The 19,800-nt window shown below is 42.5% G+C and carries 23 protein-coding genes and 4 tRNA genes; 5 read left to right on the top strand and 22 right to left on the bottom strand.

The features are described from left to right. Positions 1–18: 18 nt before the first annotated feature. The 5 genes from HUG15_RS04220 to HUG15_RS22830 form a co-directional block, all read right to left on the bottom strand. The gene (locus HUG15_RS04220) at positions 19–717 is read right to left on the bottom strand and encodes an ABC transporter permease (protein WP_200127292.1); all 699 of its coding nucleotides are present in this window, start codon (positions 715–717) and stop codon (positions 19–21) included. A 23-nt stretch (positions 718–740) separates the two neighbouring features. After that, a complete protein-coding gene (locus HUG15_RS04215; protein ID WP_200127291.1) occupies positions 741–1,757 on the bottom strand; it encodes a response regulator transcription factor in 1,017 nt (338 codons plus the stop codon). A 326-nt stretch (positions 1,758–2,083) separates the two neighbouring features. Further along, the gene (locus tag HUG15_RS04210; RefSeq protein ID WP_200127290.1) at positions 2,084–2,791 is read right to left on the bottom strand and encodes a dihydropteridine reductase; all 708 of its coding nucleotides are present in this window, start codon (positions 2,789–2,791) and stop codon (positions 2,084–2,086) included. A 174-nt stretch (positions 2,792–2,965) separates the two neighbouring features. Further along, on the bottom strand, positions 2,966–3,169 hold the full coding sequence (locus HUG15_RS22835) for a CGNR zinc finger domain-containing protein (protein ID WP_246516616.1): 204 nt from the start codon (positions 3,167–3,169) through the stop codon (positions 2,966–2,968). 16 nt (positions 3,170–3,185) lie between these two features. Next, the gene (locus tag HUG15_RS22830; protein WP_246516485.1) at positions 3,186–3,593 is read right to left on the bottom strand and encodes an ABATE domain-containing protein; all 408 of its coding nucleotides are present in this window, start codon (positions 3,591–3,593) and stop codon (positions 3,186–3,188) included. A 261-nt stretch (positions 3,594–3,854) separates the two neighbouring features. Here HUG15_RS22830 and HUG15_RS04200 point away from each other — a divergent pair, with 261 nt between their 5' ends. The 3 genes from HUG15_RS04200 to HUG15_RS04195 all read left to right on the top strand — a co-directional run bounded on the left by HUG15_RS04200 (position 3,855) and on the right by HUG15_RS04195 (position 4,946). Further along, positions 3,855–4,247, top strand: a complete 393-nt coding sequence (locus tag HUG15_RS04200) for a GNAT family N-acetyltransferase (protein ID WP_246516484.1) — start codon at positions 3,855–3,857, stop codon at positions 4,245–4,247. A gap of 23 nt (positions 4,248–4,270) precedes the next feature. Further along, entirely contained in the window at positions 4,271–4,417 is a 147-nt protein-coding gene (locus HUG15_RS22825) for a hypothetical protein (RefSeq protein ID WP_246516483.1), read from the top strand. Positions 4,418–4,502: 85 nt separating this feature from the next. Then, positions 4,503–4,946, top strand: a complete 444-nt coding sequence (locus tag HUG15_RS04195; RefSeq protein ID WP_200127289.1) for a hypothetical protein — start codon at positions 4,503–4,505, stop codon at positions 4,944–4,946. Between the two features lie 389 nt (positions 4,947–5,335). Here the strand turns inward: HUG15_RS04195 and HUG15_RS04190 are convergent, their stop codons facing one another. From HUG15_RS04190 to HUG15_RS04175, 4 genes are all read right to left on the bottom strand, one after another. Then, positions 5,336–5,932, bottom strand: a complete 597-nt coding sequence (locus HUG15_RS04190) for a GNAT family N-acetyltransferase (RefSeq protein WP_200127287.1) — start codon at positions 5,930–5,932, stop codon at positions 5,336–5,338. A gap of 48 nt (positions 5,933–5,980) precedes the next feature. Further along, on the bottom strand, positions 5,981–6,478 hold the full coding sequence (locus HUG15_RS04185) for a small multi-drug export protein (protein ID WP_200127285.1): 498 nt from the start codon (positions 6,476–6,478) through the stop codon (positions 5,981–5,983). 81 nt (positions 6,479–6,559) lie between these two features. After that, positions 6,560–7,153, bottom strand: a complete 594-nt coding sequence (locus tag HUG15_RS04180; protein WP_211202343.1) for a TetR/AcrR family transcriptional regulator — start codon at positions 7,151–7,153, stop codon at positions 6,560–6,562. Between the two features lie 199 nt (positions 7,154–7,352). After that, positions 7,353–8,534 carry a cation:proton antiporter gene (locus HUG15_RS04175; protein WP_246516482.1) on the bottom strand — a complete coding sequence of 394 codons (1,182 nt, stop codon included), beginning with the start codon at positions 8,532–8,534 and terminating at the stop codon, positions 7,353–7,355. Positions 8,535–9,116: 582 nt separating this feature from the next. Here HUG15_RS04175 and HUG15_RS04170 point away from each other — a divergent pair. Next, positions 9,117–9,416, top strand: coding sequence for an FtsX-like permease family protein (locus tag HUG15_RS04170; RefSeq protein ID WP_211202342.1), 300 nt, complete (start codon positions 9,117–9,119; stop codon positions 9,414–9,416). Between the two features lie 6 nt (positions 9,417–9,422). Next, positions 9,423–9,932, top strand: a complete 510-nt coding sequence (locus HUG15_RS04165) for a PadR family transcriptional regulator (RefSeq protein WP_200127279.1) — start codon at positions 9,423–9,425, stop codon at positions 9,930–9,932. A gap of 163 nt (positions 9,933–10,095) precedes the next feature. Here the strand turns inward: HUG15_RS04165 and HUG15_RS04160 are convergent, their stop codons facing one another. The 13 genes from HUG15_RS04160 to HUG15_RS04100 all read right to left on the bottom strand — a co-directional run bounded on the left by HUG15_RS04160 (position 10,096) and on the right by HUG15_RS04100 (position 19,059). Beyond that, positions 10,096–10,551 (bottom strand): GNAT family N-acetyltransferase, encoded by a 456-nt coding sequence (locus tag HUG15_RS04160; protein WP_200127277.1) that lies wholly within the window; start codon positions 10,549–10,551, stop codon positions 10,096–10,098. Positions 10,552–10,745: 194 nt separating this feature from the next. Then, the gene (glmS, locus tag HUG15_RS04155; RefSeq protein ID WP_200127274.1) at positions 10,746–12,557 is read right to left on the bottom strand and encodes a glutamine--fructose-6-phosphate transaminase (isomerizing); all 1,812 of its coding nucleotides are present in this window, start codon (positions 12,555–12,557) and stop codon (positions 10,746–10,748) included. A gap of 4 nt (positions 12,558–12,561) precedes the next feature. Then, positions 12,562–12,819, bottom strand: a complete 258-nt coding sequence (locus HUG15_RS04150) for a hypothetical protein (protein ID WP_200127272.1) — start codon at positions 12,817–12,819, stop codon at positions 12,562–12,564. 104 nt (positions 12,820–12,923) lie between these two features. Next, positions 12,924–14,273 (bottom strand): phosphoglucosamine mutase, encoded by a 1,350-nt coding sequence (gene glmM, locus HUG15_RS04145; protein WP_200127270.1) that lies wholly within the window; start codon positions 14,271–14,273, stop codon positions 12,924–12,926. Positions 14,274–14,369: 96 nt separating this feature from the next. Continuing rightward, positions 14,370–15,683 (bottom strand): CdaR family protein, encoded by a 1,314-nt coding sequence (locus HUG15_RS04140; protein WP_200127268.1) that lies wholly within the window; start codon positions 15,681–15,683, stop codon positions 14,370–14,372. After that, positions 15,676–16,485: a diadenylate cyclase CdaA gene (gene cdaA, locus HUG15_RS04135; RefSeq protein WP_200127266.1), complete on the bottom strand. Its 810-nt coding sequence runs from the start codon at positions 16,483–16,485 to the stop codon at positions 15,676–15,678. The genes HUG15_RS04140 and cdaA overlap by 8 nt, the downstream gene beginning before the upstream one ends. Before the next feature lie 252 nt (positions 16,486–16,737). Next, positions 16,738–16,811, bottom strand: a tRNA-Gly gene (locus HUG15_RS04130). A gap of 22 nt (positions 16,812–16,833) precedes the next feature. Further along, positions 16,834–16,908 (bottom strand) — tRNA-Gly (locus HUG15_RS04125). A 10-nt stretch (positions 16,909–16,918) separates the two neighbouring features. After that, positions 16,919–17,005, bottom strand: a tRNA-Tyr gene (locus tag HUG15_RS04120). Positions 17,006–17,054: 49 nt separating this feature from the next. Continuing rightward, positions 17,055–17,129: transfer RNA gene (locus HUG15_RS04115), tRNA-Glu, on the bottom strand. Positions 17,130–17,225: 96 nt separating this feature from the next. Next, positions 17,226–17,837, bottom strand: a complete 612-nt coding sequence (locus tag HUG15_RS04110) for a dihydrofolate reductase family protein (RefSeq protein ID WP_200127264.1) — start codon at positions 17,835–17,837, stop codon at positions 17,226–17,228. A gap of 23 nt (positions 17,838–17,860) precedes the next feature. Further along, positions 17,861–18,211, bottom strand: a complete 351-nt coding sequence (locus HUG15_RS04105) for a nuclear transport factor 2 family protein (RefSeq protein ID WP_200127262.1) — start codon at positions 18,209–18,211, stop codon at positions 17,861–17,863. 53 nt (positions 18,212–18,264) lie between these two features. Then, complete coding sequence (locus HUG15_RS04100) at positions 18,265–19,059, bottom strand: helix-turn-helix domain-containing protein (RefSeq protein WP_200127260.1); 795 nt, start codon at positions 19,057–19,059, stop codon at positions 18,265–18,267. Positions 19,060–19,800: the final 741 nt, after the last annotated feature.

The raw sequence follows: 19,800 nt of genomic DNA, 5'->3' as shown, positions 1-19,800 counted from the left end.
CATGGTAAATGGGTACGTTTAATGTTTGAATAATCTCCGGATCATTCTAACGGTAAGCATAACGATTAATAACGCCCAACCGATGGGTACATACATATGTTGTGCAAATGCGGATGCAACCTCCTGCTGTTCAATCAATTGCAACCCATGAAACATATGATAATTGGGCAATGCCAATAAAATTCCTGGGTTACTGTCGGTGTTATAACTCACGATTCCTTCAAGCAAAAAGTATATTAAAATCACCGGCCATCCATACAAACTTACGTCTATGGTATTTTTGGACATGGTGCCAAGGATTGTACCCAGACACAGGAACATCAGAAGTAATGGAGAAATAAAAAGAAGGCCTGCAAATATGCTGATCGGCGTGTAGCCATATACAATAGCACTAACGACAAACACAATGGTTGATAACGTAAACGTTAAGACGGATTTAGCAATAAAAATGTCAATGGGATGAACCTTCATTTGATAGAGCAATTTTAATGTTCCCTGTTCAGATTCTTCGACAATCAAATTGCCCTGTACATACATCGTAAGTAACGTTGCAATAAAACCGGCAAAAAAAGAGGGGAGCACGTTTTGCACATCTAAATTATAAAGGCCGAAGTGTATCAAAACTTGACAGAACAATAATACAATCACTTGACCATTCCACCGTAAATCCAACATGTCTTTATATATAATTGTACGTAGTGATTGGCTTCGATCCATGTAAGCCGCCTCTCCTCTTTCATTTACCAATTTAATAAATCTCTGAGCCCCGCATATTTACTCTTTGACAATGGAACGGTTTTCTTTGAATGATTATCCAAAATCAAGCTATAACTATTCTTACTCCACACAATCACTTCTCTGACTCTTTGCAAGTTAATCAGATAAGAGCGGTGACAACGATAAAAACCATAAGGCAAAAGTTTATCCTCAAGTTCTTTCAAGGACATAGTGGAAATAAACTCCTCTTCGTTAACGTGCAAGATTGTATGCCGTTCCCGAGTTTCCACATAATCAATTTCCAAAGGATCAAAAAGAATGTACTTGTCTTCATATTTCGCTGATATTTTCTCAAACTTTATTTGATGGGTCGTTTCTTTTGTATTTTCATCTTTCGGTTCATCATTTCCCGCGTCTTCATCGTCTGTCTCTACCTCTTGAATACCCCGGTCAGTGATTCGATATACGCTTGTTCCCATTCGAATGCCTTCTTCCAGCGAAGATGTTAGAATAATCACGATCCCGCCGCTTTCAATAATTTCCTCCAAAATAAGATTAAACACTTGCTTGGATTGAAGATCGATTTTGTCGGTTGGATCCTCAAACACATGAACGGACGTTTTTTGAATTAAACTTCGGGCAAAATGTAATCGCCTCATTTCAGAAAACGTCAATCGTTTATTAACAGTTGATCGAGCGTAGCTTAATTCACTGATGTCCAATAATCTGTCCGAATCGATTTTCGATTGATGCAATTTAGACCAAAAATTAAGCATCTGTTCGGGATTCAGTCGTTTATACAATCCCATCTCATGACGATAAATAAACACTTGATCAGGTCCTGTAAGTGCCTGTTTGTCCATATGTACCCTTTTGGACGTGTACATGCTTTGATCTTCCAAAAGTTCGAAAAATGTTCTCATATATTCTGTTTCAGATTGGATGGCTATAATCTCTTTATCTTCAATGGTCAATTCAATGGTTGGCAATAACGTTTTGTTTCCTGAAATCTTATTGAACTGATTAAAAGTTAACGTCATGAATGCATCTCCCTTTTTTTGACATCACCCTTATTATAAAGAAAATCATCATGAATATCATTGAAATCAACACGAATGGAGGGGAATAATGTGTAAAAGGAGGGGATTTTGAACTGAATGGATGAACTTTATCATGAATAAGCATACGTCCGGAATAGCAAATATGCATAAACCGAACGGTAATAAAAAATACGATCGGGGAAAAGACATTTTACACTTCCGAAAATGGCATAGAAAAACGTGCCAAAAGTTACCTTTAGCATAGCTCATGGCACGTTACAATTTTATAATAATGTTTGATCACTTTCTGCCCGTCAATGGAACATCTATTTCGTATTTAGAAACTCGGGCAGTTCCTGTTCATGCTTGTCGAGCATAATCTGTTCAGGATCAATGCCCTGCTCATGCAGCACTTCAATGTTCTGGACGAGGAATTCGTCACTGCCGACAACATAGAAAAGTCCTTCCTTGTCTGCAGCAAGTTTTTTCACTTCTTCATAGTAATCTTTACGGTTATCGACGAACTGTGATGTGAACGCCCTGTCAGGGGCGGATTCAAAAATATTAGTGAACAAGAAATCTTTTGATGAATCGATGTTCAGGGAATGAATTTGATTAACGTTGTCCACACGTTCGAAATAATCAAGTACAAGCGGTCTGAAAGTTGCCAGTCCGACACCTGATGAGAGCAGATAAACATTTTTGTCTTCTCTTTTAAGCGGTACATTCGAATGCGTTTTAAATATGGCAACTTCTTGGCCGACTTCAAGATTTCTTAAAATCGATTTAAACTCAGAGCACTGCTCCCTGATGCGTGTTGTGATACCGATTGAACTTTCATGCGGCAAAGTGGAGATTGACATGTGGCGAATCAGGCTGCGGTTTGGTTTATCTCCAGCATTAAAACCTTCCAATGCGAAGTGTGTGTGGGAACCTTCTTCCCATGTAAAGCCTTCCGGACAGTCAAGCATGTATGTTTTAATCTCAGGCGTTTCTTCAATAATCTCATTTATTTTAGTCCAGTATATTTGCATTTTATATTCTCCTTACCCAATTGTTTGTATCGTTACTATCTAATATACAATAATTGATAACGATTATCAATTAAACGGCCTGGATTATTCGTAGGTCCACAAGTATTTTTTTACGGCGCTCATGTTTGAAAAGGATATTGGCATTGTGTCCATTATAAGCAAGATAGCTCCGTGTTAGGAGCTGTTTTTATTATGATAAAATCGATTTGCTTTTGCACGATTCCCACAGTCTGCCATCGAACACCAACGTCTGCTGCGATTGCGGCTTGTATCCAGAAACAACCAACCACACGGATCACCTTCACACTTTTTCACTCTGCTTAGTTCTTTTTCAGAAATAAGAATATCTATAGCGGATTGAACAATCGGGGGAAGCATTCCGTCTAATGTTTCTTCACCATTCAAAAACTCCAATGAAAAATTTTTTCACCGGCACTACGCACATCATCGTGTAAGCATTGCCTAAAGCTTCATTCAAAATAGAAAGATCTTTAGAGTCTGGTGTTTCATTGCTTAATACTCGACTAAAAATATGGAAGATCGATTCTCGCAGCTCAATCGCTTGTTGCAGAACTGCTTTTGCCTCCGAAGGTCGATTTTCTGCTTTTTTTAGTAGTGAAAGCGATTGGTTTTTTTCAAGAATATTGGCATGCAAACTCCAGTTAACTAATCTTTCGTAACTCGTCAGCAACTCCTGTGATTTCTCACGGCTATCATGCCAACTGACTGTATTAGCAAAATCCAAACACAAACGTCCGCCAAGTAAATCATGCTTGTGTACATCTTTATTTATATCAGACATGTAACTTCTCCTTGTCTTACCGTACGTATTTTAACAGTCCAGACAATATAACGTTGACTTTTTTCTTATAACCATTATAAAAGTTATTGACAGTTAGAATCAACCACTTTACAATATAACCATCAAAAAAATTATAGGAGGTTATATACATGCTGGGAAAATGTCCTGATTTCAAAGGTATCTTTGAAATCGGTTCCGGAAAGGATGTGTCCCCTTAAGGCAATTCAATCATGATTTTTTGATTAAAAGGGGCGTCTGAAAATGAAAGTTGACATCCATCCACTAACACCGGAGCGATGGCATGGTGTGGAGCGATTGTTTGGTAAACATGGAGCCTGTGAAGGGTGTTGGTGCATGTACTTGCGAGTAAGAAATAAAGATTTTAAAAAAAGAAGCAACGCCGTAAATCGCGCTGATTTTAAGGACATTGTTAAAGAAGGACGGGAACCCGGATTATTGGCATATGCAGAGGATCAGCCAGTTGGTTGGTGTTCAATTGCACCACGTAAGGAATTCAGTGAAAGAATCAATCATTCTCATGTTTTTAAACCGATCGATCATAAACCGGTGTGGTCCATTCTTTGTTTTTACGTACACAAAGATTTCCGAAATAAAGGGATTGCAGACAATTGCTGGGGGATGCCATTGAGTTAGTAAAGACACAGGGAGCCAAAACATTGGAAGCTTTTCCTAAAGACTTTGCTGGCAGAACTTCTGATGCAGCCATTTACATGGGTTCAACCGATTTATATCAAACATTTAATTTTATTGAAGTTCATCGCCGCCATCCGAAACGGCCCATCATGAGATATGAAATCACCTAAATTATTGAAGAGAGTTTTTCAAAGTAACCTGAATCCGGTTGGCAGTTGGGTGTATGCCTAACAAACATTTATTGGAGGGATAAAAATGAGTGAAGCATTAAGAAACTCGGTTAAAACGATGGTTAAGGAAACATTCGAAGGACCTCCAGTCCCAGTAAAAGGAAGTTGGTTCACAGATCCTGAACCGAATTCCGGAATTTTCGGTGTCATAGAAGGACTGTCTTGCGACCAAGCCACAATGTCCGTTTATGGAACAACATTGGCTGCACATACTGATCACGTCTGCTATCACATGTGGGGAACCAATGAAATCTTAAAAAAAGGGAAACAACCGGAAATGGATTGGGGAAAAAGTTGGGATATTCATTCTATAAATGAACAGCAATGGAACCAAATGCAGGAAGGATTAAGAAATGAATACTCAACATTTTTGGAATCGATTGACGCAATTGAATGGAATGAACAACTTGTCAATGAAGTGTTATCATCTTTGGTTCATTCAGCATATCATCTCGGAGCCATTCGATAAATATTAAAAATAATCAAGGGGGAGCTTTGACATAAAGTTTGATCATTAATCGAGTATCGGTGCAAAGAAAGGGATCCGGGCGGTTATGCGCATTCATTTGTTTTGGTTCACCATTATTGTGAAGTGTCGCATCATTTCACAATATGACATCAATAAAGCATATCGAAATCAGCAAATCGATCATTATCTTGATCGGGAAAAATCCCGAATCATAAGAGATCTTTATTTATAAGAGCTATGCCATCAGTCGCGCTAAACGATTTGATGGCATCAAGAAGAATTACACCGCAATCTGGACTGATTGCGGTATAGTATTTGGAGTCATCATATCCAAAGGGATCAAGCGGAGCAACTTTTTTTGATAAACGGTTTATTTTAACCCCTACTTCTTAGGCTACAAACAGCTCCATATAAATTCTATACTTGAAGCCTTTCATCTTTGAAAAACGTTCCTTTTTACGCTTGAACGCTTTAAAACCCAATTTTTTATATAACCGATAAGCAACCTCATTTGTATCCACAACTTCCAGAATATAATGATGATAATCCTCATTCTCTAATACGTAACGCATCAGAGCAGTTGAAATACCTTTACCTCTCGCTTTAACTGCGGTGGCAACACATTCAATATAACCTGTGTCATCTTGGTAAGACAATTTTTTATTAAACTCACCTTTCATAAAATGATAAGCTATACTCCCTTTCACGTAACCAAATGAATGTCTCAAAATTGTTTTATCAATAGTTAATGCTCGACTCTGGTTATTGGAACAAGCCAGAATTCCAACAATTTCATCATCTAAAGTAGCAAAGTAAAAAACATCTGGGCAGATCATTTTCTGAAACGCTTCAATTAACTTTTCTCGATTTTTTGAGAGAAAGGCTAAGTCTTTCTCATAACCATCAACGAAAACAGCTGCTGCCTCACGAGATACATCTCTTTTAAACCTTCTCATTGGCCTTACTTTAATTTCATAGCTTTTCATTTAAACTTCCTCCTTAGTATTTAACTGACCGTACGGTTTATTAATATTTTAATTTAAATTGAACCACTGGTTAAGAAATCCATCTGCATCTATTTGGGCGTATATAAAATCGGCACCCAAGAATGAAAGTACTGCAAAAGCAATCGCCCAAACGATGATGCTTCCGCCTACCCACAATGTTGTTGATTTTTTTGAAGCACCTAACGAAAGCGCTATTAAGGCTGTAGCATGGCTGCTTCCAACTGTTACTGGGTGAATAATGGCCAAACCGGGCAATCCATATTTATTCCAAAGTTTAGAGGCTTTTTCATGCTTATCTTCTTTTCTTTTCTGTTTGGTTCTGCGCCGTTTTCCCAACCATATTTTGAGTCGTTCAGCCAGAATTACTGCCAACAAAAAAGTAATGATATTCGCGATAAGACTAAGAATTGTTACGCTCCATGCATTAAGGCCTGCTAATATTCCTATTGGAATAATCAAAGTAGACTCAAGAAAAGGGATAGCCGCAACAAGCAACACAATGATATACAAAAGAACTGGCGACATACTTCTTTCTCCTTTTTTTGTTTATCATCATATTAATAAACTGACTGATCGGTTTATTAATATGTTTTTTTAAAGCCCCACTTAAGGGGCTATTCCATTCAAAAAAACGTCAATCGCATTGTCATAAAGAAGATAAAACTTATCCTCATCGTAACCGAGGAATTGTGTAACACTCATCCCAGTAAGTGTACTATAAAGAATATACGCTAAATCATCAATCGTTTTATTACTTACAAACTCTTTATTACGTATGCCTTCCTCGATAATATGATAAAATATGTCATATTCAGGCTGAAAAAGATGGATAATCTTTTCTTTTACCATGTCTTCAATGTTCTCCGTGCCCATATATTCTGGAACAATTTTAGAAAGTGGATGTTGCATATCTGAAGCATAATATTGGGCAAGCATGTATAATTTCTCGGTAGCCGTTGTCACTTGTTTGGCCTGAGCTTCCCATTCTTGCCTCCAAGACTCAGAGACTGTTTCAACCGTGTACAAAAATAATTCTTCTTTGCTTTTAAAGTGATAATAAATACTGCCTTTGCTAATTTCCGTGAATTCACGGATTTCTTCCATGGAAGTGGCAGCATAACCCTTTTGTTCAAAAAGAACTCTGGCTTTTTCAGCAATGTGCTTTTTCGTTTTTTCGCCTTGACCAACAGGTCTTGCCATAATGATTACCCCATTGATTGTATTCAATTAGTAAACTGACCGATCGTTTTATTAAGTATAATTGATATACCTCAAAATTGCAACCCATTTTAAAAATTATTCTTCTGAACCTTTCATTTATGCAGTTCTTGCTTGGATCCATCCACAGCGACAAATCCACGTTAGTGTCCCCATTGCTATTTTTTTATTTGCTTTATTATCACTGGGTTAATTTTAACCTTTTTGCTAAGGGCGTCAGCGTGTAGCCATGGATCGCTACCGTAATAAACACAAGTGCCAGCGTCATCGGGAGCAACCGCTCTGCATCCGTAAATCCTGCTTCCACCAATATTGTTTGGAAATAGCCGCTAACGGTCATAGCGACAATACCGCGTGGGGCAATCCAGCCAATCAAGGTTTTTTCACTTAGAGTAACCTCCGTTTTCGCTAACCCTATCCAAACGGACAATGGTCGAACAATCAACATCATCAAAAGGACGAACCCGATAATCCGGATGTCCCATAGTTCAATTAATTCCGCACGCGTAAGGGAAGCTGTCAGCAGAACAAATACAGCACTGATAAACAACGTTGATATATTCTCTTTAAAATGACGTATATTATGTAAAATGTCAGCATTCAGCCCCATATTCGTTAAGGTGACACCCATTGCCGTCACCGCTAACAGTCCGCTTTCATCCATAATGAAGTCCGATATGGCAAAAATAAAAATAACCAACGCGAACAGCATAGGCGCCTGCATATCACCGGGAATTATGTTTCGTTGAAATGCATGGCTAATCCCAACTCCAGTTCCAATTCCTAAGACAAGAGCCGCGAGTGCTCCCAAAAAAAAGAAGCCAAGTTCGGCAGAATCTGTGACGCCGCTCGCCGCCAGACCAATTTGAAGGGCCAACAAAGCTGCCAGAGCGCCCATGGGATCAACAATAATACCTTCCCAGCGGAGTATCTTGTCAGGTCTTGCTTTTAATTTTGCCTGCTTTAATAACGGGGTAATAACGGTAGGACCTGTAACGATAAACAATCCCCCGATGACAAAAGCAGTCACCCAGGACAATCCGACCACCATGTTGGCAATGACCGCCGTTAACACCCAGGATATTAACGGGACTAACGTATACATCCGCCTAACCGGTTCTTTGAAGTGAAAAATTTCCTTCCTATCCAGACTGAGACTTCCTTCAAACAGAATAACGGCAACGGCCAGAGAAATAATTGGATCAAGCAAATTTCCAAATAATTGATCCGGCTGGATCCAGTTCATCCCCGGTCCAATCATTAATCCAATAATGGTCATGCCAACAATGGCAGGGATCCCCCACCTCCATGAAAGCCATTGCGCAATCATGCCACTCAACAATACTAGTGAAATTCCTATCATCAGTTCTATTGATAACACCCCCATATGCTGTAAGTTTGGGCAGTTCCGTATTTGAATCAGATAACAATCCTAGCATTCCCTTCAGATACCTGACCTATTATAAATTCTGCTTTCATTTTGGGTCAACACTAAAACCTATAGCTGACAAATAGGTGTAAGTATGAGCTATGGTAACCGTTACGGAAAAACACGACGTTTTCCGTTGACTTGCGCTCAGCCTCCTCGTTAGAAAACTTGGCTTTTCGCCAAGATTTTATGACAAAAATCTTAGTTGCACTTATGCAGGTAAGAAAGAAATTCGCTTTTTTCTACGGGGTCTTCCCACTTCGCTTTCCCACAGGAGTCTCCGTGTTTTTTCTACGCTAGTGGTCTTATATCCCTCTAATACTCTTGCTTGTCCCTCTCAGAGCAGCGCGACCGCCGTCTTTGCTTGTCTTGTCCCTCTCGGAGCCGTGCGACCCCCGTTTGAGGGATTACTTTGCTTGTCTTGTCCCTCTCAGAGCAGCGCGACCGCCGTCTGAGGGATTACTTTGCTCGTCTTGTCCCTCTCGGAGCCGCGCGACCGCCGTCTGAGGGATTACTTTGCTCGTCTTGACCATGAGAGCCGTTGGTTTTACCTCCAAACAAGTTCGCACGATGATTATTACCGAAGGATTAATCATTGGTTTCACCGGTGCGATTGGTGGCATCTTACTCGGCACCCTTTTTCTAGGTGTCACAAGTTATTCCGAAGCGCTTGGAGATTTCATCTCTTTTCATATACCAGTAAGAAACAGTATAATAACAGTAACAACCGGATTGTTACTCAGCATGATTGCATCATGGTTTGCAAGTAATCAGGCAGTTAAGCAGAGAATCACCAACTCCTTAAATAAAGGTTAATGGATTATGTCTATAAAATATGGCATTTTAGCATTATTGCATGAGCATCAACGCCACGGCTACGATTTAAAAGTGGAAATGGAAAATTTATTAAGTATTAAGGGTAAGATTAACGCCGGTCAAATTTATACAACACTGGACCGTTTAGTACGCGATGAACTCGTTTCCGCAGCAGACAGCGATGAAAGCGAACGAAAATATTTTCAACTAGAACCAAAAGGTCAAGCTGCTTTAGAAAAGTGGTTTCTTACCCCAGTGTCATATCAAGCCAAGGATGATTTCTCCTTCAAGTGGAGTTGTGCCCGTAAAATCAAGTATGAAAAAGAAGAAAAGATGCTTGATAATCAAAAGAAAACGATTATGAAAGAAATCATGGAACTTACCAAACTCAAAACCGATTTACTGGCAGATGGTGAGCATCTTCGCTATACATTAATTTCTGGAACAATTATGCACTTGGAGGCTGATTTAAGCTGGATTCGAATGATAGAAGTTAACAGGAGCCCAAATATATAATGTGAACGCCTGTTAATGTTAAATGATTGATGGCGTGAAGCCGCATTCTTCCGTTGAGAAATGCGGCTTTTCGTAAATAGTTGATACAAAAACACAAAAAACATTTGGGTTTTCACTATCAATAACGAGCGCAACTCCTCTATAAAAGGAATAAACGAAAGCGTTAAGCAAGTTTCATTTCAAACATAATCATGTCTACGGCTTGGATTCCATTTTCATATATCATTTCATCATATTTATTAAAGAAGCCTCTTTTAATTGTTGAAAAACGAAAGCCAGCTTTTTGATAAAAAGCAAAGTTTCCGATACTTGAATTTGCTGTGCCAACGATCATCCACTCATATTGTTTTTCTTGATATAATGAAAAAAACTGATTTAGTGCTTCTCTACCAATACCCTTCCCTCTACAATTCGGAGACAAAGCAACATTTTTTAATTCAACAGTCCCTGAAGAAGGGAATGTAAATAAAGCAACTCCTACTACATCTCCGTTGTCCTCAATTGAATACATATCTCCCTCATAAATATATTCACTCACGACTTGTTTACTTTCATCCGCCATTAATAAGAAATCTATGTAGTCTTTTCTTGCAACATCATATAAAGGTTTAATATTCATTTTGTCATCCCTCATCCGGTACTTATTTCGCTGATCTTTCCTTTTAATTAAATCATCATTCCATAAATATCCCCTTTGGAATCATCATATCCAAAGGGGTAAACCTTCGCAACATTTGTATAAGCGTCGCATCTTTTTTACAAACGTCGCAACTTTATTTTAAAACCACATTCTTCCCCGATCTCTTACATTCCCTATTCCACCGTTACACTCTTCGCCAAATTCCTCGGCTTATCAACGTCACATCCGCGGTGCAAGGCTGCGTAGTAGGAGATCAGCTGTAGCGGCACGACAGCGACGAGTGCCGTCAAATACGGGTGAACGCGTGGGATCACGACTTGATCATCTGCCCGGTGGCAGCCTTCCATGCTGATCACGCAGGCGTTGGCGCCGCGGGCGACGACTTCTTGCAAGTTGCCGCGGATGTTCAAATCGACATTTTCTTGGGTTGAGAGCGCGATGACCGGAGTTCCTTCTTCGATCAAGGCAATCGTTCCATGCTTTAATTCTCCGCCGGCGAAGCCTTCCGCTTGAATATAGGAAATCTCCTTCAATTTCAACGCGCCTTCCCTAACGACATGATAATCGAAAGAACGGCCGATGAAAAAGGCGTTGTGCGTGTCAAACAAATAGTCGCGGGCGATTTGCTCCATATCATCTTTCGAATCGCAAAGCGTTTCCATCACATTGGCGGCAATGCTGAGTTCATGAAGCGCGTCGAAGCCGGTATCGCCTCCGGCGGCATGCGCGCCGTCCATGGCGAGAATTGCCAAAATCGCCATCTGTGCCGTGTATGCTTTCGTAGAAGCAACCGCGATCTCCGGGCCTGCATACGTGTGTAACGTGTAGTCGGCTTCACGTGAGAGCGTGGATCCCGGCACGTTTGTAATCGTGAGCGATGGGTGCCCCGCTGCTTTTACGTTCACGAGGACGCCACGGCAATCCGCTGTTTCGCCGCTTTGCGATATGAAAATAAAGAGCGGGTTTTGGGACAGTAAAGGTTGGTTATACAGAAATTCACTCGCAATATGCACTTCCACCGGTTTTCCAATGACTTTTTCCATCATTTCCTTCCCTACGAGCCCGGCGTGGTAACTCGTTCCTGCCGCGATAATATACACACGGTCGGACGCATAAAACGCATCCCGAATGTCATCTGGCAGTTTGATCTCATTGGCCTCATCTTGATATTTTTGTAAAATATTGCGGATGACGAGCGGCTGTTCATCAATTTCCTTGAGCATATAGTGGGCATACGTTCCCTTTTCCGTATCGCTTTCATCAAGCTCGGCAATAAACGCTTCCCGTTTCACATCATTGCCGTCCAAGTCTTGAATCCGAATCCCTTGGCGAGTGACGGTGACGATTTCCTCATCCATGAGTTCGACAAATGTTTTCGTAATATGAAGCATCGCCATGGAGTCAGATGCGACAACATTGGCATCGTCAGCCGTTCCGACAAGGAGCGGGCTTTTATTTTTCCCTACATAAATGCGGTCATCAGCTTCCCCGTCAATAAGGGCAAGAGCATAGGAACCTTTTAAAAGCGACAATGTTTTCCGAAAAGCATCATTTACCGCTAAACCATCAGATACAAAACGCTCAATGATCTGTATAATGACTTCCGTATCCGTGTCACTTCTCAGATCAACATCGAAGAGATATTCATCTCTGAGGCTTTCATAGTTTTCAATTACCCCATTGTGAACGAGCGTAAAACGTCTACTTGCACTCTGATGGGGATGGGCGTTCCGGGCACTCGGTGCGCCGTGCGTCGCCCAACGTGTATGCCCGATGCCACATGTTCCTTCGGGATTGGCTTTCTCCACTTCTTCCCGTAATGTCGCGATCCGCCCTTTTTCCTTCACGAGCTGCACATCTTCTTGTTGCTCATCCACAATGGCAAGGCCTGCCGAATCATATCCGCGATATTCAAGTTTTTGCAGGCCTTTCAATAAAATATCCGTTACGCTTTCTGCCCCGATATATCCTACAATTCCACACATTAACTTATGCCTCCGTTTGCGCGAGGCAAGACATGCCATGCCGGGGCAGGCCATTCCTTGCCCCGCTCTTCATGTTGGTGCGGTCACTGCTTTCGCCTTTGTGCGAAGAGTCGCCCCCTCGTTTTGGGCTCAAGCTTACGGTTGTGCCGCGAGAAACCGGGAGGTATCCGCCGATGATTCGATGAACCTCCTCCTCGTCAACTGTTTTTATTTCCGTCCAAAAACAGTCCGGGCGCTTGTTTGAATGGATGAATCCATTCAATATTTTTGCTTCCCCGACCCTCCTTTCTTTTTCAATAATAAAACCAACGCCAGCTTACTACATGTGCAAACATCCGTCAAAAGAAAGCCGTGCATTGGCAGCCCTTACACATTGTGATTGCCCAGCTGCTCCCAAATGACAGACGTGATCTCTTCCACATAATCTTGGCAAAGCGTTTCTGTCTCTGCCTCAACCATGACACGCACAAGGGATTCGGTGCCGGAGGGGCGTACGAGCACCCGTCCATTGCCCGCCATCCGTTTTTCCACATCGGAAATGGCCGCTTGCACGGTTTCATTTTCCTCGACTGCATGTTTATCCACCACTCGAACATTTTCCAAACGTTGCGGATATTTTTCAACATTTGCAGCGAGTTCCGATAAGGCTTTACCTTTCACTTTCATAATATTCACGAGTTGCAAAGCTGTTAACAGACCGTCGCCTGTTTTGACATAATCGAGAAATATAATATGGCCCGATTGCTCTCCGCCTAGACTGTAACCGCCCCGGCGCATTTCCTCCATTACGTATTTGTCGCCCACCGCGGTCTTTTTTGCAACAATGTCCATGTCTTTAAAGGCTTTGTATAACCCCAGGTTGCTCATGATTGTAGTTACAACCGTATGATGGGCCAACAGTCCTTCTTCTTTCATAAAGCGACCGCAAATGTAAAGAATTTTATCTCCATCAACGATATTTCCTTTTTCATCAACAGCAATGAGCCGGTCCGCATCGCCATCGAAAGCCAAGCCAATATCTGCTTTTTTCTCTTTTACGAGGTTGACGAGTTGCTCCGGCTTCGTGGAGCCAACGTCCACATTAATGTTCGTGCCGTCCGGGTTGTTTCCCATCGTAGAGATTTCGGCATCCAGATCCGCAAACAATCTCGGCGCTACCGAAGAGGCTGCCCCATGTGCACAATCAAGGGCAACGTGCAAATCCATAAAATCTTCGTCAACCGTTTGCTTTAAAAACTGAATATATTTCTGTACCCCTTCATAGTAGTCACTGACACTTCCCAGTTCAGCACCTGTCGGACGCGGGATATCCGTTTCCTGGTCAATCAACGCCTCGATCTCTGCTTCTTGGGTACCGGACAGTTTAAATCCGTCACCTCCGAAAAACTTGATTCCATTATCCTCCATGGGGTTATGCGAAGCTGAAATCATGACACCAGTGTCAGCACCGATTGCTTTTGTAAGATAAGAAACACCGGGGGTGGTAATGACGCCTAAACGCATGACTTCTGCTCCGATGGAGAGAAGACCCGCAATGAGGGCGCCTTCCAACATTTCTCCGGAAATCCGTGTATCACGGCCGATCACAACTTTTGGGGATCCATGGTCGTTCGCCAATACATAGCCACCCGCGCGCCCGAGCTTAAATGCAAGCTCGGGCGTAAGTTCGGTATTCGCTACACCTCTTACCCCATCAGTGCCAAAGTACTTACCCATATCGTATCGCTCCTTATGGCTACCTCTTTAATAGAGGTTGTTCAAAAATCCTGTTAAAAGACGGAAAGTCACGGACTGCCATTACTCTGATTTAGGCTATTCACTATCTTCGGGATTTGTTATTTCCACTTCCACACTTTCCGGATCCGGCTCGTACATAAAGCCGTTTGGTCCTTCCACTTCTACCTGCATGTCGTGCGACGCTTCGTCGCCTTCATCCATATTCTCATCATCAAGTTCGTCATAATCTATATAGAGGCGTACATCGTCTTCGATTAAATCATCAAGTTCGTCTTCGTCACCCTCAACTGTAACATTGAGGGATTCTTCATCTGTAACCGTTACTTCAACCTCTTCAGGCACATTGTCCATCTGCAATGGCAGATCCATCGTCTGGGTGTCTTGTTCTTCCGTATCTTGTTCTTCACTGTCTTGTTCTTCCGTTTCTTCTTCGTCATCGTCATCGACGATCACCTGTACGGTAACTGTCTCGGGTTGGACGTGTCTTACCCCGTCCGGCACGTCAATATCCAACTCCATCGTCTCGCTTTCCGTCATCCCGCTTAAATCGACCGGGCCTACTTCGACGGCAGAGAAATCATTAATGACATCCAAATCTCCGTAGATGGTGGCACTCTCCGGCTCCACGGAAAAATCAACGAGTTCCATATCTTCATCAAGGGTTCCTTCGGTCTCTACTTCCAGTGGAACTTCTGCCGAAGGGGGAGTAATCGGAACGACAACATCCACCGTAGTTGGATCGACGGCAAAATCCAACACCTCACCATAGGGACCGTAGACCGTTACCTCCACCGTTTCATAGATCGTTTCTTCTGCGCCTCCGACATCAATATACGCTTGCAATGAATCGATGTCTTGCAATTGGGAGGCAGCCCCTTGTACCTCTACTTCTTCAGGGGTTACTTCAGGTTCTCCGAGCGTGTAACCTTCCGGCAGTTCATTTTCATTCATGAATTCAATGTCTACCGGCAACGTCGTCATTTCCCGCTCTTCCAACGTCACCTGTACCGATTCCGGTTCCGTCGTCACATTAATCCCGGCAGGAAAGTCACGTTGTTCAACATTGACATTGTGTACGCCGGGTCCCAAATCTTCAAGGTCCACATACACTTCATAATTTGGACTCGTTACTTGAAAAAGGTTTAACGCGCTTTGGGTCCCTGACAGTTGGATATCTATTGTATCTTCCATCTCAACAATCGCGTATTGCTCATCATCATAATAGACTTCCAATTCCACATCTTCCAAGGTTAACTGTTCGGAATTCGTTACCGGGAAAACACCCGGTTGATTTCCCATATCATCCATATTAACCATCAAAAAAAGCATCGTCGCGATCACTAAGGAGAAGAAACGTAAAAACCACCGGTTATTGAAGAGCTTATCCATTTTTACGCCCTCCCCACTGCCAACGGGATTGTGTTTTCACATTCTTTAATAACTGGTTTTCCAGCATCTTGCGAAGCCGCTCATCATCAATCCCACGATGGATTTCACTATTTTTCGTCACCGATATATCTCCTGTCTCTTCGGATACGATAATGGTAAGCGCATCTGTCACTTCGCTTACTCCGATGGCTGCACGATGGCGTGTGCCCAATTCTTTGGAGATAAACGGATTTTCCGAAAGCGGCAAATAACAAGCGGCAGCACTTAGCTCATTGTTTTGGATAATAACGGCCCCGTCATGAAGCGGCGCATTTGGAATGAAAATATTAATGAGCAATTCGGTAGAAATTTGCGCTTTTATCGGTGTTCCCGTTTCGATATAATCATCCATCCCCGTTTCATTTTCTATGGTAATTAGCGCGCCGATTCTTCTTTTGGCCATATACTGAAGCGATTTCGACAACGCTTCAATCGTGTTTACGGAGTTTTTTTCCTCAGGTGTCGGCCCTCTGCCGAACAGTCGGCCTCGCCCCAACTGCTCAAGCGCGCGCCTCATCTCCGGTTGAAAAATAATGATAATAGCTAAAACGCCATATGTAACGACGAGGTTCATAAGAAACTGCATCGTCTGCAAGGCAAATAAGCTGCTAAAAAACCAGGCAGCCAAAATAACTGTAATCCCTTTAATCAATTGCACGGCCCTCGTCCCGCGCACAATCGTTATCAATTTATATACGACAAACGCCACTAACAAAATATCCACAATTCTTGTTAGCCACGTGATGAACTCCTCGCCAAACATTATGTGTCCTCCCAATAGGAATTAAAACCGAGAAACCTCGAGAGGTTAGCTTTTTTATTATAACATAGCTGAAGGCATTCAGGGTGAATTTGGTATGGTGATCAAAAAACTGCTTCATTTTTCCATTATGCCATTATCTCTGGTCCAATATCCGTCCATTATATATATCGGTATTTAACGAGAATTGTTACGGTCAATGAAAAAAAAGCATTAAAAAAAGCAAAACCACACGTTTTGCCATTGATTATGGTATGGAGCGGGTGATGGGAATCGAACCCACGTCATCAGCTTGGAAGGCTGAGGTTTTACCATTAAACTACACCCGCAAAAATATGTATATGACTCATTTGGAGCGGGAGACGGGATTCGAACCCGCGACCCCCACCTTGGCAAGGTGGTGTTCTACCACTGAACTACTCCCGCGTATGAAAAATGGTGGAGGAGGACGGATTCGAACCGCCGAACTCGAAAGAGAGCGGATTTACAGTCCGCCGCGTTTGGCCAACTTCGCTACTCCTCCAGTTTGGATGTTAGATGTTGGATGATAGAGATACTTCTAATTTCCAGAATGGTGACCCGTGCGGGATTCGAACCCGCGTTACCGCCGTGAAAGGGCGGTGTCTTAACCCCTTGACCAACGGGCCACTTAAGCTGACAAGTTATATTATATGATCCTTGCGGTAAAAATGCAAGTAGGAAATGGTGATTTTTTTAAGATGTGGCATACAGACATACTAAAGTTACTTAATGATACGGAAGGTAAGGTGTGTAACATCAGGAGACTCAATCACCCTTGTCTTTTCCAGGCGAACAGAATCATCCCCTGATAGATCGAACAAACGGATACCGCTGCCGAGCAGCACTGGCACCAGGTGAACATGGATTTCGTCCAGAAGACCGGCATTGATGCATTGCTGAACTATATGGGCGCCTCCCACACTGACATTTTTATCATCTGCTGCTGCATTTGCCTGTTCAATGGCGCTTTCGATACCGTCCGTTACAAAAGTGAAAGACGTTGAACCATTGGGGGTTGGGGATGGAATATGATGGGTTAATACAAATACCGGGACGCCATGAATAGGATGGTTGCCGCCCCACCCGCCTACAACATCATACGTGCGTCTACCCACAACAATCGCTCCCGCTGTCTCGAACGATTCATCAAAAACGCCCCTACTTTTTCTGCTTAAAAGTTGAAAAAAATCATTATGCTTGCTAGCAATATTGCCATCAAACAACCACTCATGAAGGACCGATCCTCCTTCCCCCAGAGGCTGAGCAATACTATCGTTAGGCCCGGCAATAAAACCGTCCAGTGACATGGACATATAAACGACAACTTTTCCCATAGTCAAATCCCCTTTTTTGCCACCTATGTCATTTCAATTAAATAAGCAGTCAATTCTTCGATCTTTCCATCTTGATCGAGCTTATAAATGTCGCAAAAAGCATACGTTTTCTTTTCTCCGTTTTCCATTGGCATGAGCATCGTTCCTTCGATAACGCCAGCGTTTCCACCTGTAATGATATTTTTCGTTACATATTCTTCTGCAACCACTCCTCTCATCGGCTCCATCATTTCCATGACCGCACGCTTTCCTTCCACTTGTGAGTTGCCTACCATGTTCCATTGAATGTTTTCTGCTACATTCTCAATAATTAAACCGACATCACCGGTTGCAAATGCGTTATTCATCTTTTGAAATAATTTTTTGTTTTCCATAAACATATCCCCTCCTTGGGATGATCTTAACACGTTATCAATGAAAAAGTTTCTTATCGATTGCTATGTTGATGTATACGATTGAGAAAATTTTGCATGAGCAGCGGCAGGGAAATGAGAATAGGGGGATCGTCAAGTCTTGGCGGATGGAGCAACAGCTTCTGGTACGGAACGGGAGAAGATGGGCTTACCATGATCGCCTCCTTTGCCCGGCCGCGTAATGTTGTATGTGGCATCAAGAAATCCATCCCCTGCATGTCCCAGGAAACTGCTGTAGCCATAAGGTAATAAATGCCCGGCTGAACATCTGTAAAACAAAACTCCCCCAATGAGGAAAGTAATGTTCCGTACAGGGGGAATCCTTCAGGAATGGGTTTGGCAAACAAACCAATCAATATGATTCCTTCGAATGGAAATTCCGCTTGGACCGCCCCTGCTATTTTATTATGATCGTCCATTCCAGATTGTAATGGCGTCCATTTATCTAGTTTTTGCAAAGCACCTAAGTGGACATCGGCTTGTTGCGCTGTAGTGCGAAAACGGGATGGACTCACTCCTACGCGTTCGGTAAATCGAGTCGTGAACGTTCCAAAGCTTTGTTGACCGATCTCAAGCCCTATATCCCTGATGCCCAAATCTGTATGTAACAATAAATCCTTAGCCTTTTGCAAACGTAGTGACGACACGTAGTAGAGAGGGGAAATGCCCATTCGCTCTTTAAACATACGTGTGAAATGGTAAGGACTGTAAGCAACGTGCCCAGCCAATTCGGAAAGGGTGAGGGGCTCGTGGAGATTTTGTTGAATATAGAGGATTGTCTTATCAATTTCTAATGAATGGCCGACCACTTTTCTCACCTCCTAAGGAATGTATTCTTGCCGAGGGAATGACCCTATATAACACTGCCGCCTTCGTTCCGACTTGGAACGGCTCCACTTAAGGCGGGACGACATTTTGCTACTCATATCGATAGATAAGCGCAATATTCTTAATATTAATTTTAATGGGCATATCCACACTTTAATCTGTAGACTCTACAATGCGTTTGGAATAACTTCGCACCGGGTACAGGATTTCAAAAATTCCGGGCGATAAAACCACGATTCTTACGCTCCCAAAACAAACATGACGCTTCGCGACACCCCATTGGAGATGAAAGGATGTCAAACATACCGTGTTTTTTACATTTGCAGATTAATTTGGCGTTCGGCAAATTAGCCCACAAAACACGAGCTTGAGGACTCAGTTAGCTCCAGAGCATCCCTTTGAGTCCACAGATCACCTCCCTGAAGACTCAGTTGCCTCCAGTGTATCCTTTCGAGTCCGCAGTTCACCTGCCTGAGGACTCTGTTGCCTCCAGATCACCCTTTTGAGTCCGCAGATCGCATTCCTGAGGACTCAGTTAGTTCCAGTGCTTCCTTTCGAGTCCGCAGAATACCTGCCTGAGGACTCACTTGCCTTCAGTGCTTCCTTTTGAGTCCGCAGTTCACCTGCCTGAGGACTCAGTTAGTTCCAGTGCATCCTTTCGAGTCCGCAGTTCACCTGCCTGAAGACTCAGTTAGCTCCATATCATCTTTTTGAGTCCACAG

Source organism: Salicibibacter cibarius (assembly GCF_016495725.1).
In the GTDB taxonomy this organism is placed as follows: Bacteria; Bacillota; Bacilli; order Bacillales; family Marinococcaceae; genus Salicibibacter; species Salicibibacter cibarius.
The sequence above is the reverse complement of the archived record's forward strand: the minus strand, read 5'-3'. Positions and strand labels throughout refer to the sequence as shown.

Bases quoted from the DNA above. Each gene is read 5' to 3' on its own strand.
- HUG15_RS04140 (WP_200127268.1), bottom strand. From the start codon at position 15,683: ATGGATAAGCTCTTCAATAACCGGTGGTTTTTACGTTTCTTCTCCTTA.
- glmS (WP_200127274.1), bottom strand. From the start codon at position 12,557: ATGTGTGGAATTGTAGGATATATCGGGGCAGAAAGCGTAACGGATATT.
- HUG15_RS04195 (WP_200127289.1), top strand. From the start codon at position 4,503: ATGAGTGAAGCATTAAGAAACTCGGTTAAAACGATGGTTAAGGAAACA.
- HUG15_RS04165 (WP_200127279.1), top strand. From the start codon at position 9,423: ATGTCTATAAAATATGGCATTTTAGCATTATTGCATGAGCATCAACGC.
- HUG15_RS04175 (WP_246516482.1), bottom strand. From the start codon at position 8,534: ATGATAGGAATTTCACTAGTATTGTTGAGTGGCATGATTGCGCAATGG.
- HUG15_RS04220 (WP_200127292.1), bottom strand. From the start codon at position 717: ATGGATCGAAGCCAATCACTACGTACAATTATATATAAAGACATGTTG.
- HUG15_RS04200 (WP_246516484.1), top strand. From the start codon at position 3,855: ATGAAAGTTGACATCCATCCACTAACACCGGAGCGATGGCATGGTGTG.
- HUG15_RS04190 (WP_200127287.1), bottom strand. From the start codon at position 5,932: ATGAAAAGCTATGAAATTAAAGTAAGGCCAATGAGAAGGTTTAAAAGA.
- HUG15_RS04105 (WP_200127262.1), bottom strand. From the start codon at position 18,211: ATGGAAAACAAAAAATTATTTCAAAAGATGAATAACGCATTTGCAACC.
- HUG15_RS04215 (WP_200127291.1), bottom strand. From the start codon at position 1,757: ATGACGTTAACTTTTAATCAGTTCAATAAGATTTCAGGAAACAAAACG.
- HUG15_RS04110 (WP_200127264.1), bottom strand. From the start codon at position 17,837: ATGGGAAAAGTTGTCGTTTATATGTCCATGTCACTGGACGGTTTTATT.
- HUG15_RS22835 (WP_246516616.1), bottom strand. From the start codon at position 3,169: ATGCTTCCCCCGATTGTTCAATCCGCTATAGATATTCTTATTTCTGAA.
- glmM (WP_200127270.1), bottom strand. From the start codon at position 14,273: ATGGGTAAGTACTTTGGCACTGATGGGGTAAGAGGTGTAGCGAATACC.
- HUG15_RS04160 (WP_200127277.1), bottom strand. From the start codon at position 10,551: ATGAATATTAAACCTTTATATGATGTTGCAAGAAAAGACTACATAGAT.
- HUG15_RS04210 (WP_200127290.1), bottom strand. From the start codon at position 2,791: ATGCAAATATACTGGACTAAAATAAATGAGATTATTGAAGAAACGCCT.
- cdaA (WP_200127266.1), bottom strand. From the start codon at position 16,485: ATGTTTGGCGAGGAGTTCATCACGTGGCTAACAAGAATTGTGGATATT.
- HUG15_RS04185 (WP_200127285.1), bottom strand. From the start codon at position 6,478: ATGTCGCCAGTTCTTTTGTATATCATTGTGTTGCTTGTTGCGGCTATC.
- HUG15_RS04180 (WP_211202343.1), bottom strand. From the start codon at position 7,153: ATGGCAAGACCTGTTGGTCAAGGCGAAAAAACGAAAAAGCACATTGCT.
- HUG15_RS22830 (WP_246516485.1), bottom strand. From the start codon at position 3,593: ATGTCTGATATAAATAAAGATGTACACAAGCATGATTTACTTGGCGGA.